The 11,625-nt window shown below is 69.3% G+C and carries 12 protein-coding genes; 5 read left to right on the top strand and 7 right to left on the bottom strand.

Annotated features, from left to right (window positions below):
- Window positions 1–9 precede the first annotated feature (9 nt).
- The 3 genes from dapF to miaA form a co-directional block, all read right to left on the bottom strand.
- Window positions 10–879: a diaminopimelate epimerase gene (gene dapF, locus ACFYPC_RS32635; RefSeq protein ID WP_391890135.1), complete on the bottom strand. Its 870-nt coding sequence runs from the start codon at window positions 877–879 to the stop codon at window positions 10–12.
- A gap of 115 nt (window positions 880–994) precedes the next feature.
- Window positions 995–1,510 carry a hypothetical protein gene (locus tag ACFYPC_RS32630; protein WP_391890132.1) on the bottom strand — a complete coding sequence of 172 codons (516 nt, stop codon included), beginning with the start codon at window positions 1,508–1,510 and terminating at the stop codon, window positions 995–997.
- Window positions 1,511–1,612: 102 nt separating this feature from the next.
- A complete protein-coding gene (miaA, locus tag ACFYPC_RS32625) occupies window positions 1,613–2,551 on the bottom strand; it encodes a tRNA (adenosine(37)-N6)-dimethylallyltransferase MiaA (RefSeq protein ID WP_391890129.1) in 939 nt (312 codons plus the stop codon).
- Between the two features lie 183 nt (window positions 2,552–2,734).
- Between miaA and ACFYPC_RS32620 the strand changes: the two genes are divergently transcribed.
- On the top strand, window positions 2,735–3,001 hold the full coding sequence (locus ACFYPC_RS32620) for a hypothetical protein (RefSeq protein WP_391890126.1): 267 nt from the start codon (window positions 2,735–2,737) through the stop codon (window positions 2,999–3,001).
- A 30-nt stretch (window positions 3,002–3,031) separates the two neighbouring features.
- Complete coding sequence (locus ACFYPC_RS32615; RefSeq protein ID WP_391890124.1) at window positions 3,032–3,301, top strand: antitoxin; 270 nt, start codon at window positions 3,032–3,034, stop codon at window positions 3,299–3,301.
- 217 nt (window positions 3,302–3,518) lie between these two features.
- Here the strand turns inward: ACFYPC_RS32615 and ACFYPC_RS32610 are convergent, their stop codons facing one another.
- Together ACFYPC_RS32610 and miaB are read right to left on the bottom strand one after the other, a co-directional pair.
- Window positions 3,519–4,244, bottom strand: a complete 726-nt coding sequence (locus tag ACFYPC_RS32610; RefSeq protein ID WP_391890121.1) for a class III extradiol dioxygenase subunit B-like domain-containing protein — start codon at window positions 4,242–4,244, stop codon at window positions 3,519–3,521.
- 364 nt (window positions 4,245–4,608) lie between these two features.
- The gene (miaB, locus tag ACFYPC_RS32605) at window positions 4,609–6,144 is read right to left on the bottom strand and encodes a tRNA (N6-isopentenyl adenosine(37)-C2)-methylthiotransferase MiaB (RefSeq protein WP_391890118.1); all 1,536 of its coding nucleotides are present in this window, start codon (window positions 6,142–6,144) and stop codon (window positions 4,609–4,611) included.
- Window positions 6,145–6,314: 170 nt separating this feature from the next.
- Here miaB and ACFYPC_RS32600 point away from each other — a divergent pair, with 170 nt between their 5' ends.
- The gene (locus ACFYPC_RS32600) at window positions 6,315–7,313 is read left to right on the top strand and encodes a TAXI family TRAP transporter solute-binding subunit (protein ID WP_391890115.1); all 999 of its coding nucleotides are present in this window, start codon (window positions 6,315–6,317) and stop codon (window positions 7,311–7,313) included.
- A 31-nt stretch (window positions 7,314–7,344) separates the two neighbouring features.
- Here ACFYPC_RS32600 and ACFYPC_RS32595 read toward each other — a convergent pair whose 3' ends face one another.
- Together ACFYPC_RS32595 and ACFYPC_RS32590 are read right to left on the bottom strand one after the other, a co-directional pair.
- Window positions 7,345–8,751 carry a sensor histidine kinase gene (locus ACFYPC_RS32595; RefSeq protein ID WP_391890113.1) on the bottom strand — a complete coding sequence of 469 codons (1,407 nt, stop codon included), beginning with the start codon at window positions 8,749–8,751 and terminating at the stop codon, window positions 7,345–7,347.
- Window positions 8,752–8,760: 9 nt separating this feature from the next.
- The gene (locus ACFYPC_RS32590; protein WP_391890110.1) at window positions 8,761–9,447 is read right to left on the bottom strand and encodes a response regulator transcription factor; all 687 of its coding nucleotides are present in this window, start codon (window positions 9,445–9,447) and stop codon (window positions 8,761–8,763) included.
- Between the two features lie 345 nt (window positions 9,448–9,792).
- On the opposite strand from ACFYPC_RS32590, the gene ACFYPC_RS32585 reads away from it, so the two are divergent.
- Window positions 9,793–10,569 carry an amino acid ABC transporter ATP-binding protein gene (locus ACFYPC_RS32585; protein ID WP_391890108.1) on the top strand — a complete coding sequence of 259 codons (777 nt, stop codon included), beginning with the start codon at window positions 9,793–9,795 and terminating at the stop codon, window positions 10,567–10,569.
- 60 nt (window positions 10,570–10,629) lie between these two features.
- Window positions 10,630–11,472 carry a glutamate ABC transporter substrate-binding protein gene (locus ACFYPC_RS32580; RefSeq protein ID WP_391890105.1) on the top strand — a complete coding sequence of 281 codons (843 nt, stop codon included), beginning with the start codon at window positions 10,630–10,632 and terminating at the stop codon, window positions 11,470–11,472.
- Window positions 11,473–11,625: the final 153 nt, after the last annotated feature.

Genomic DNA, 11,625 nt, shown 5'->3' with positions numbered 1-11,625 from the left:
AGCGAAGGTTCAGGGGTTTACGGTTTCGAACCATTCGGCAAGAAGCTCACCTTCGGCCACGATCACCGCAGGTCCGGTCATATCGATCTCGCCGTCCGGGTGCTCGGTGATCACCAGCCGCCCGCCGGGCAGATCCACGGTGTACGTCGCGGGCGTGCCGGTCAGGGCCGGATCGGCACCGTCCCGCCGGGCAGCGGCGACGGCCACGGCACACGCGCCCGTGCCGCACGAGCGGGTCTCCCCCGCGCCGCGTTCATGGACACGCAGGGCGACGTGCTGCGGGCCCCGGTCCACGACGAACTCGACGTTCACCCCGGCCGGGTACGCCGACTCCGGGCTGAACGGCGGCGGCGAGTACAGCTCACCGGCGTGTGCGAGGTCGTCCACGAAGGCGACAGCGTGCGGGTTGCCCATGTTGACGTTGCGTGCGGGCCAGGTGCGCCCGCCGACGCTCACGCTGACGTCCCCTTCGGGGAGGAGCGCCTTGCCCATGCCGACGGTCACGTCTCCGCCCTTGGCAAGGTGCACCGCCTTCACGCCCCCGCGCGTGGCGATCGCGAGGTCGCCTTCGGTCACATGTCCGGCTCGCTGGAGGTAGCGCGCGAACACACGCACTCCGTTGCCGCACATCTCCGCGACCGACCCGTCGCCGTTGCGGTAGTCCATGAACCACTCCGCCTCGGCCGCCATTTCCTTGGCCTCGGGGTGCGCGGCGGACCGTACGACATGCAGCAGACCGTCCCCGCCGATACCCGCGCGTCGGTCGCACAGGGCGGCGACGACTGCCGGGGGCAGGTCGATGGCGTTCTCCGGGTCCGGGATGATCACAAAGTCGTTCTCGGTCCCGTGCCCCTTGAGGAAGGCGATCCGCGCGCTCATTCCTCGATCGTACGGGTTCGGTCCGACACCCCGCACGCACGCGGGCTGCGGCGTAGCAGCGGCCCTGTACGAAGGGCGAGACCGGCGGAACCGGATCACGCACGGCAACGGTGCGTCAGCGCAGCCGCGCCACGCGCCCCACGGCGAGCACCACCACAGCCGCGACCAGCACGACGTACGCGAGCACCACGCGCCAGTCCGGACCAGGGCCCGAACCGCGCTGCGGGAAGCCCGGCCAGGTGTAGCCGACCCGGCGGGCGGCCATCATTCCCCAGCCCGCGGCGCAGGAGCAGATCAGCAGGCCGAGCATGGCGACCACGGCGCCGCCGTCGCCGAACTCGAAGGCCAGCGGGAAGGCGAACATCAGGGAACCGATCGCGGCCAGGGCCACGATGGGCGCGAGCTGCCAGATGCGCAGCCGACGCTGCGGACGCAGCTCCACCTCGACCTCGGGCTCCGGGGACATCTCGTCCGGCCCGGGCCCGTCGGCGATCACACCGTCCGGGGTGTCCTCGGGTCCGTCGGAAATCAGGGGTTCTCCGTCCGGATCGATGTTCAGACGATCGACGTCCGGATCGATACCGTGCTCAGTGTCTCGTGCGGTGTCACGAGGGCCGGCCTCCATCGCCACGCGCCCTCCCAACTCGGACTTTCACTGGTCGATCGAAGCTCGATGATGGCACGGCACCGGAGGCCCGGATGACGGCCGGAGCGTCCCGATGCCATGACGTGATCAGGCTGTGACCGGTCGTTCGACCAAGGCCAGCGCGAGCTGCGGGAGTTCTGTGAGATCTGCCGCGGCCCCACTGAGCCAATGCACCCGCGGGTCACGGCGGAACCATGAATCCTGACGGCGCGCGAAGCGCTTGGTGGCACGTACGGTCTCGGCCCGCGCCTCCGTTTCGGTGCACTCCCCCGCGAGCGCCGCGAGCACCTGCTGATAGCCGAGTGCGCGCGCGGCCGTGCGCCCTTCGCGCAAGCCCTGCGCCTCCAGTGCACGCACTTCGTCGACGAACCCGGCGCCCCACATACGGTCCACCCTGCGCGCGATGCGCTCGTCCAGCTCGGGGCGCGCCACGTCGACGCCGATCTGGAGGGTGTCGTACACGGAGTCGTGGCCCGGCAGGTTGGCGGTGAAGGGCTTGCCGGTGATCTCGATGACTTCGAGGGCCCGGACGATACGGCGGCCGTTGCTGGGCAGGATCGCGTGGGCGGCCTCGGGGTCGGCCACGGCCAGCCGGGCGTGCAGCGCGCCGGAGCCACGCAGTGTGAGCTCCTCCTCGAGCCGGGCCCGCACCTCGGGGTCGGTGCCCGGGAACTCGAGATGGTCCACGGCCCCGCGGATGTACAGGCCGGAGCCGCCCACCAGGATCGGCCAGCGGCCCTCGGCGAGCAGTGCGTCGATCCGGTCGCGGGCGAGCCGCTGGTACTCCGCGACGCTGGCCGTGACGGTCACGTCCCAGATGTCCAGGAGGTGGTGCGGGATCCCGGCGCGCTCCTGAGACGTCAGTTTGGCGGTGCCGATGTCCATCCCTCGGTACAACTGCATGGAGTCGGCGTTGACGACCTCGCCGCCGAGGCACTGGGCGAGGAAAACGCCCAGATCGGACTTTCCTGCCGCGGTCGGTCCAACGACGGCGATGACCCGGGGGGTGGGGGGTGTACTTCTCACGGTCCCAGTCTCGCAAACGTCCAGACCTCTCCTCGAACGAGTTACGTAACGGCAAAAGTCCGAGGTCGTTCCCTGTTGCGAGGTTCCAGCCGCCGGTTTCGGACGAGCGGTGACCCTGGCGGCGCAATGGGGCGCACCGGGCAACGCGGGATTTCACCCTCACGAGTAACGTATGGAGTGGATATGGGCGTTTTTACACGGCTTCTCCGGAGGTCGAAGGCTACGGAGGAGGCGTCCGCCGCTCAGGTACAGGCCGACACGCTGACGGGCGAGCCCGAGGCGAAGGTGGCGGAAAAGGCGAAGGGTTCGTCCGAGACCGGATCCGAGGGCGGGGCGACGGCGGAGACCGAGACCGCCGCGGCCGCCACCACGGAGGAGGTCGAGATCCCCGAGCAGCAGACCGCCGAGAAGGCCGCCGACAGCGAGGCCGGCGAGAGCGCCCGCACGTAACCGCCCGCGAGGGAAGAGGGAAGGTGGACCATGGGTCTTCTGGACAATCTCAAAGCCAGGCTGGCGCCTGCCAAGGACAAGGTCTCGGACCTCGCGCAGCAGCACGGGGACAAGGTCAGTCAGGGTCTCGACAAGGCCGCCAGAGCGGTCGACGAAAAGACCAAGCACAAGTACAGCGACAAGATCCAGACAGGCACGGGCAAGGCGAAGGGGGCCATGGAGCGCCTCGCGCACAAGGACGGTGACGACGGCGCCATGCCTCCGCGGGACGCCCCGTCGCCGCCGCCCCCTGCATCCTGAACCGGGCCGTGCCGGGCCGACCCGGCACGAACAGCACGCGTCGGCGGACGGCCGTGGAGCACTCAGGGCTCCCGGCCGTCCGCCGTACTTCAGGACCGCCGTACTTGACGACCGCCGTACTTGACGACCGCCGTACTTGACGACCGCCGTACTTGAGGCCATGCTCCGGGAGCCGTCCGGCAGCCGGGCAGGGCACCTCAAGAGGCCGTGGTCTCGCCTACGACCAGGCCGCCACCAGATACCCCACCCCGTACGGCGCGTCCTCGTACAGCAGCGCTCCGCCGAGCCCCGCACCCTCCGCCGCGCCCGCGAGGACCTGCCAGGGCGCCCGCCCGGAGACCTTCAACTCCTGTGCCAGTTCCGCGTCCAGCGCTTTGAGGGCCGCCACATCGGCCGCCCCCAGCGCCCGCGCGACGCCCTCGTCGAAGCCCGCGGCGCGCTCGTCGAGATAACCGGGCGCCTTGAGCGTCCGGCACGCGCTGGAGTCGCCCATCACCAGCAGTGCCACCCGCCCGGCCCGGGCGCCGGTCTCCTCCCCGACTTGGATACACCGCTCGGCCGCGAGAGGTTCCCCCACACCGAGACCCTCGACCGGGGCATCGGACCAGCCCGTGCGCTCCAGGAGCCACGCGGCGACGGCGAGCGACGGCGGAAGCTCACGCCCGGAAACCCGCGGGCCGGACGCCAGTCCCACGTTTCCGAGGCGCACGCCCAGATCCACGCCGAAGCCGCGGAACGAGCCCCCCGTGCCCTCGGGGTGCGGCCCGCGCCCGCTCTGTTCGGCGGGGCCCACGACGACCAGCAGGTCGGGGCGGGAGGCGGCGAGTACGCCCAGCGCGTCCGTACAGGCGGCGCGCGCGTCGGCAAGCTCGGGTGCCGCGCCGGCGGCGACGTCGGGGACCAGCAGCGGCGGACAGGGGCAGACTGCGGCGGCTACAAGCATGATCGGCAGCGTAGTCCCGCTCAGCGGCTGAACATCACTCGCGCGGCGCACAGGGCGAACTCCACCTCGCCCGGCAAGCGCACCAGGCACGGGCAGGCGGAACCGCCTCCAGAGTGTGACGCCCTCAGTCACACCCGCAACCGGCCGCGCGACGCGCTCACGACCGACGCGCCGCCGACCCAAAGGGGTACTGCAACGACGACTGGAACGGCGGTGGAAGCGGAGCCGATCTGGTCCGCGCGCGCACCACGTCCGGCACCCGGGTCACCGGCTGGGCCAAGGAGAGCAGCCGCAGCCCGCTGCCCGGCCCGGTCAGTCGCAGCCACAGTCGCCGCCGCAGCCGCAGCACGGCTGCCCGCCGCGGTCAGTCGCAGCCGCAGCCGCTGCCCGCAGCGACCGGCAGCGGCTCGGGCGCGCCGATCTTCGGCAGGCCGAGCATGACGCCCACGGGCTTCGCGGCCGCGGCTGTGCTTTCGACGTGTCGTTTCTCCCATGCGTCCCCCGCGCGCGTGCGGCGCACATCAAGGACGGCGCCCTCGGCGAGGAGGTGGTGCGGGGCGGCGTACGTGATCTCGACGGTGACGACGTCGCCGGGGCGGACGTCCTCGTCGGGCTTGGTGAAGTGGACCAGGCGGTTGTCGGGGGCGCGGCCGGAGAGGCGGTGGGTGGCGCCGTCCTTGCGGCCCTCGCCCTCGGCGACCATCAGCTCCAGGGTGCGGCCGACCTGCTTCTTGTTCTCGTCCCAGGCGATCTCCTCCTGGACGGCGACCAGACGCTCGTAACGCGCCTGGACGACCTCCTTGGGGATCTGCCCCTCCATGGTGGCGGCCGGAGTTCCGGGGCGCTTGGAGTACTGGAACGTGAAGGCGTTCGCGAAGCGGGCCTCGCGGACCGCGTGCAGGGTCTGCTCGAAGTCCTCCTCGGTCTCGCCGGGGAAGCCGACGATGATGTCGGTGGTGATCGCCGCGTGCGGGATGGCGGCCCGCACCTTTTCGATGATCCCGAGGTAGCGGTCCTGGCGGTAGGAGCGGCGCATCGCCTTCAGCACGGTGTCGGAGCCGGACTGCATCGGCATGTGCAGCTGCGGCATCACGTTCGGCGTCTCGGCCATCGCGGCGATCACGTCGTCCGTGAAGTCGCGCGGGTGCGGCGAGGTGAAGCGCACGCGCTCCAGGCCCTCGATCGCGCCACAGGCACGGAGCAGTTTGCTGAACGCCTCACGGTCACCGATGTCACTGCCGTAAGCGTTTACGTTCTGGCCGAGCAGCGTGATCTCGGAGACGCCCTCGCCGACCAGCGCCTCGATCTCGGCGAGGATGTCGCCGGTCCTGCGGTCCTTCTCCTTGCCGCGCAGCGCCGGGACGATGCAGAAGGTGCAGGTGTTGTTGCACCCGACGGAGATGGACACCCAGGCTGCGTACGCGCTCTCGCGGCGGGTCGGCAGCGTGGACGGGAACGCCTCAAGGGACTCGGCGATCTCCACCTGAGCCTCTTCCTGTACGCGAGCGCGCTCCAGAAGGACCGGCAGCTTGCCGATGTTGTGCGTCCCGAAGACGACGTCCACCCAGGGAGCCCGCTTCACGATGGTGTCGCGGTCCTTCTGCGCGAGACAGCCGCCGACGGCGATCTGCATGCCGGGGCGCTTCGTCTTCATGGGGGCGAGCCGGCCGAGGTTGCCGTACAGCCGGTTGTCGGCGTTCTCCCGTACCGCACACGTGTTGAAGACGACGACATCCGCGTCGCCGTCCGCGTCCTTGGGAGCGCGCACGTAACCGGCGCCCTCCAGGAGCCCGGAGAGCCGTTCGGAGTCATGGACGTTCATCTGGCACCCGTACGTGCGTACCTCGTAGGTCTTGGTTTCCTGAACGTCCACTGCCTGGCTCCGGTCGCTGCTGCTCATGTGACAAGGGTAGGCGGTGCCCGGAGTACCTCTTCTCCGCCCGGCGGGGGAGAGGTACTCCGTCCCCGGCCCCGCGGGATCGGGGACGGAAGGAAAGGACAGGACTCCGTTCCGCACCCCTGCGAGCCCGCCCTGGTCAGATCCGCGCCCGGAATGGCAGGATCGCGCGCATGTTCCAGGCACTCCTCCACATCGGCAGGCGCCGCGCGCTGTTCGGCTCGGCTGCCGGTCTGGTGGTCTTCGGGCTGCTGCTGTGGTGGCTGCTGCCGCTGGGCGAGGAGCCTCCCGGCGGAGAGATCACATTCAGCACGGGCACGCCGAGCGGCGTCTACCAGAAATATGGCGAGCTTCTTCAGGGCGAGCTGAGCAAGGACATGCCTCGTCTGGACGTGAAGCTCCTGAACAGCGACGGGTCGCAGGAGAACGTCAGCCGGGTCGCCACGGGCCAGGCCGACTTCACCATCGCGGCGGCCGACGCGGTGGCGACGTACACGCTGCAGGGCAAGGCGGGAGCGGACCTGCTGCGCAGCTGCGCCCGGCTCTACGACGACTATGTGCACCTGGTGGTCTCCCGCACGTCGTCGATACGGTCCGTGGCCGACCTGCGCGGCAAGCGGGTCGCCGTGGGGCCGACGGGCTCCGGTGTCCGGCTGATCGCGAATCATGTGCTCCAGGCGGCCGGACTCGACCCGGCGAAGGACATCGTGCCGTTGGCCGACGGCATCAGCACCATGCCGACGCTACTCAAGGAGCACAAGATCGACGCCTTCTTCTGGTCGGGAGGCCTCCCTACGCAAGCCGTGCTGGATCTCTCCCTGGACTCCAATGTCAGGCTGGTGCCGATAGGGAGCGATCTGATCGCGAAGCTGCATGAGCAGGGCGATGCCTCCGGCTACTACCGGGCCGCCGTGATGCCCGCCGACGCCTACCCCGAGGCCCAGCGGGGCTCGTCCGTGCAGACGGTGGCGGTGGCGAATCTCCTGGTCACCCGGGAGGACACGGACGCGAGACTCACCGAGGAGATCACCCGCACGGTGATAGACAGCCGCGACGACATCGGCGGCGTGGTGCACGCGGCGCAGCTGGTGGACCTGCGGACGGCGATCTACACGGACCCCCTCCAGCTGCACGAGGGCGCGCGGCTCTACTACCGGTCGGCCAAGCCGTAGCCGCAGCCACCCGGAACCGGGCCCCGCCTCCTCAGGAGTTGGGCCGTGACCTCGGCACCCGCACCGTCACCTTCAGGCCGTGCGGCTTGTGGTGGTCGTACGAGATGGAGCCGTCGGCCGCGGTGAGCAGAGCGCGGGAGATGGACAGACCCAGGCCCGAACCCTTGATGTTCTGGTGCCCGGCGCTGCGCCAGAAGCGATCGCCGATGCGGTTCAGGTCGTCGTCGCTGAGGCCGGGGCCGCCGTCGGCGACCACGACGCTCGACGACTCGCCGTTCGAGGCGACCTTCACCTCGACGCGCTCCCCCTCGGGCGTGAACTTCAGTGCGTTGTCGATCACCGCGTCCAGCACGCTGGACAGCGTGACCGGATCGGTCCAGGCGGTGGTGGCCGGGCAGCAGCCGACGAGCCGTACGCCCTTGCTCGCGGCGACCGGCCCCCACGCCGCCACCCGCTCGGCAGTGAGTTCGCCGATGTCGGTGAGACGCAGGTCCGCCTCGGCGTGTTCGGCGAGCGCCAGGTCGAGGAGGTCGTCGAGGACGTGGGCGAGGCGCTTGCCCTCGGTGCGGACCGAGGCGATCTCCTCATTGCCCTCCGGGAGTTCGAGGGCGAGCAGGTCGATGCGCAGCAGCAGCGCCGAGAGCGGGTTGCGCAGCTGGTGCGAGGCGTCGGCGACGAAGGCGCGCTGCTGCTCCAGCACGTCCTCGACGTTGTCCGCCATCTCGTTGAACGACCGGGCCAGGCGCCGGAGTTCCGGCGGACCACCGGCGGGGGCGACGCGGGACTTCAGGCGTCCGGTGGCGATGTCGTGGGTGGTGGCGTCCAGGACCCGTACGGGCCTGAGCACCCAGCCGGTGAGGCGGAGAGCGGCGCCGAGGGCGAGGAGCATCGCGGCGGCCTCGCCCGCGCCGATGATCAGCCAGCCGTGCAGGGTCTTCGAACGCATCTGCCCGGTGGGCGAGTCGGTGAACACGACGGCGACGACATCGCCGTCCTTGACGACCGGGGAGGCGACGACGAGCCGGTGCCGTTCCCAGGGCCAGACCTGCTCCGGGTCGTGGCTGCGGCGGCCTGCGAGCGCCTCGTTGAAGGCGTCGCGCCCTTCGCCTGTCGTGGGCAGCAACCAGCTCTCGGGAGCGTTGGCCATGGCGTCGTCGTCGCGGTAGAAGACGCCGGCCCGAATGCCGTACAGGCTGTAGTAGCGGGCGAGTTCCTTACTCAGCGTCTCGCGGCGTTCGTCCGTGGTGCCGTCCGTGGGACCGGTCGACGGATCGGCCACGTACTGCGCGAGGGCGGCGAAGCGTGCCGTGTCGTCGATGCGGTCGACGACCACCTCCTGCTGCTGCGCCGCCGCAATGCTCGCCGCGAGCGGGACACCGAGCGCGAGCAGCACGGCGGCCATCAGGACGATGAGCAGCGGAAAAAGACGTGTACGCAACGGTCCCCGCTACGCCGCAGGGGCGACGAGCCGGTAGCCGACGCCTCGCACGGTCTCGATCAGCGCCGGCATGCGCAGCTTGGAGCGCAGGGAGGCGACGTGCACTTCCAGGGTGCGCCCGGTGCCCTCCCAGCTGGTGCGCCACACCTCGCTGATGATCTGCTCCCTGCGGAACACCACTCCGGGCCGCTGGGCCAGCAACGCGAGAAGGTCGAACTCCTTGCGGGTCAGTTGGACAACCGAACCATCAACACTGACCTGGCGGGTGGGGAGTTCGATGCGCACGGGCCCCAGCCGCAACGCGCTCTCCCCGGAGGCCGAGGCGTCATCGGGGACGCTGCGCCGGCTGACGGCATGGATACGGGCGAGCAGCTCTCCCGTGTCGTACGGCTTCACCACGTAGTCGTCGGCCCCGAGATTGAGGCCGTGGATCCGGGAACGCACGTCGGCGCGCGCGGTGACCATGATCACCGGGGTGCTGGTCCGCTTGCGGATCTTGCCGCAGACCTCGTAGCCGTCCTGGTCCGGGAGCCCCAGGTCGAGCAGCACCACCCCGAAACCGTCGCTCTCCGGCACCAGCGCCTGGAGCGCCTCCTCGCCGCTACGGGCATGCGTGACGTGGAATCCGTGCCGTGCCAGGACCGCGGAGAGGGCGGCGGCAACATGGTTGTCGTCCTCGACGAGGAGCAGTCTCATCCCGACCCCCTCAGGTTCATCGGTCGTACGGTCTCGAATGATCCGTCGTGCGGTCTCAGATCGTAAGAACACGAACACGTGTTGCAAGAAACACATGCTGCCATGAACCTGGATACATGCGCGTGCACCCTGTGTAGTCACGCCGATAGCCAAGGACGCAGTCAAGAGGGTTCGGGTTGCACGCGGCTTCCGTTATCCAGCCGGTACGGGGCTCGACCATGATCGCTACATGGAGTGGTCGCCCGCTATCGGATCGTTATGCTCAATTTCCCCTCAGATGTAATGACGCTGGTCGTACGGGGTCACTACTGTCCTCCCAAACCGCGAGGACGGAGCCAAAGAGCGATGACCGAAGTATCGGTGGCCAAGGACGCCGTGGCCGCGACCGAAGAACTGGTCGTCCTGAAGAGCGTCAACAAGCACTTCGGCGCGTTGCACGTTCTCCAGGACATCGACCTGACGATCGCCCGTGGCGAGGTCGTCGTGGTCATCGGGCCCTCCGGGTCCGGGAAGTCCACCCTGTGCCGCACCATCAACCGCCTGGAGACCATCGACTCCGGCGACATCGCGATCGACGGGAAGCCGCTGCCCGACGAGGGCAAGGCGCTGGCTCGGCTGCGGGCCGATGTCGGCATGGTCTTCCAGTCGTTCAATCTCTTCGCGCACAAGACGGTGCTCGAGAACGTGATGCTTGGCCAGATCAAGGTCCGCAAGGCCGACAAGAAGGTGGCCGAGGAGAAGGCGCGCGGACTGCTCGACCGCGTCGGCGTCAGCACGCAGGCGGACAAGTACCCCGCGCAGCTGTCGGGTGGCCAGCAGCAGCGCGTGGCGATCGCCCGGGCGCTGGCGATGGATCCCAAGGTCATGCTCTTCGACGAGCCGACCTCGGCGCTCGACCCCGAGATGATCAACGAGGTTCTGGAGGTCATGCAGCAGCTCGCACGCGACGGCATGACCATGATCGTCGTCACCCACGAAATGGGCTTCGCCCGTTCGGCTGCCAACCGGGTGGTGTTCATGGCCGACGGACGCATCGTCGAAGAGGCTGTGCCGGACCAGTTCTTCAGCAATCCCCGGAGCGACCGGGCCAAGGACTTCCTGTCGAAGATCCTTCACCACTGATCGTCTTCACCTTCTCGTCACCGACGGCCCGCATCCGTCCTCTTCCAAAGGATGTTCACCATGAAGCTTCGCAAGGTCACCGCCGCCTCGGCCGCAGTACTCGCCCTCGCCCTGTCCGCCACCGCGTGCGGTAGCGACGACGGCGACGACGCCGACGCGGGCTCCAGCAGCGGCGGCACGATCAAGGTCGGCATCAAGTACGACCAGCCCGGTCTCGGCCTCAAGGAGCCCGACGGTTCCTTCTCCGGCTTCGACGTGGACGTGGCGACGTACGTGGCCAAGGAACTCGGTTACCCCGCCGACAAGATCGAGTTCGTCGAGACCAAGAGCGCCGACCGTGAGAACGCGATCGCCCGTGGCGACGTGAAGTTCATCGCGGCCACGTACTCGATCAACGACGAGCGCGCGGCGAAGGTCAACTTCGCCGGCCCCTACCTGCTGGCCCACCAGGACCTGCTGATCAAGTCGGACTCCGACATCACCAAGGGCACGGACCTCAACGGCAAGAAGCTGTGTTCCGTGACCGGCTCCACCTCGGCGCAGAACGTCACGGAAGAGATTGCTCCCGAGGCGCAGCTGAAGGAGTACGGCGGCTACTCGGAGTGCATCGCCGCCCTGCAGAGCGGCGCCGTGGACGCGGTGACCACCGACGACTCGATCCTCGCGGGCTTCGCCGCGCAGGACAAGTACAAGGGCCAGTTCAAGCTCGCCGGCCTCAAGCTGAGCAACGAGAACTACGGCATCGGTGTGAAGAAGGACGACACCGCCACCACGGACAAGATCAACGCCGCCCTGACGAAGATGGTCAGTGACGGCTCCTGGCAGAAGGCGGTCGACGCCAACTTCGGTCCGGCCGAGTACAAGAACGAGCCCGCGCCGAAGATCGGCGACATCGTCTCGTAACGCAAGGCTCCGGCACAGCAACGCAGGGTTCCATGGCGCGGCGCCCCCCCCCCCCCCCCCCGGGGCGGCCCACCCCCCCCCCCCCCCAACCCCCACCCCCCCCCCCCCCGGCGCTGCGGTTTGAAGTTGTTTTATTTTTGAACCAGCAACCCG

Origin of the sequence: Streptomyces sp. NPDC005808 (assembly GCF_042871385.1) — a bacterium.
Classification (GTDB): Bacteria; Actinomycetota; Actinomycetes; order Streptomycetales; family Streptomycetaceae; genus Streptomyces.
Note: the sequence above shows the minus strand (reverse complement) of the source record. Positions and strands in the feature narration are given on the sequence as shown.

What these genes read in the sequence shown, in the direction of transcription:
- ACFYPC_RS32590 (WP_391890110.1), bottom strand. Translation starts at nt 9,447, where the DNA reads ATGAGACTGCTCCTCGTCGAGGACGACAACCATGTTGCCGCCGCCCTC.
- ACFYPC_RS32615 (WP_391890124.1), top strand. Translation starts at nt 3,032, where the DNA reads ATGGGTCTTCTGGACAATCTCAAAGCCAGGCTGGCGCCTGCCAAGGAC.
- miaB (WP_391890118.1), bottom strand. Translation starts at nt 6,144, where the DNA reads ATGAGCAGCAGCGACCGGAGCCAGGCAGTGGACGTTCAGGAAACCAAG.
- ACFYPC_RS32600 (WP_391890115.1), top strand. Translation starts at nt 6,315, where the DNA reads ATGTTCCAGGCACTCCTCCACATCGGCAGGCGCCGCGCGCTGTTCGGC.
- ACFYPC_RS32610 (WP_391890121.1), bottom strand. Translation starts at nt 4,244, where the DNA reads ATGCTTGTAGCCGCCGCAGTCTGCCCCTGTCCGCCGCTGCTGGTCCCC.
- ACFYPC_RS32620 (WP_391890126.1), top strand. Translation starts at nt 2,735, where the DNA reads ATGGGCGTTTTTACACGGCTTCTCCGGAGGTCGAAGGCTACGGAGGAG.
- ACFYPC_RS32585 (WP_391890108.1), top strand. Translation starts at nt 9,793, where the DNA reads ATGACCGAAGTATCGGTGGCCAAGGACGCCGTGGCCGCGACCGAAGAA.
- dapF (WP_391890135.1), bottom strand. Translation starts at nt 879, where the DNA reads ATGAGCGCGCGGATCGCCTTCCTCAAGGGGCACGGGACCGAGAACGAC.
- ACFYPC_RS32580 (WP_391890105.1), top strand. Translation starts at nt 10,630, where the DNA reads ATGAAGCTTCGCAAGGTCACCGCCGCCTCGGCCGCAGTACTCGCCCTC.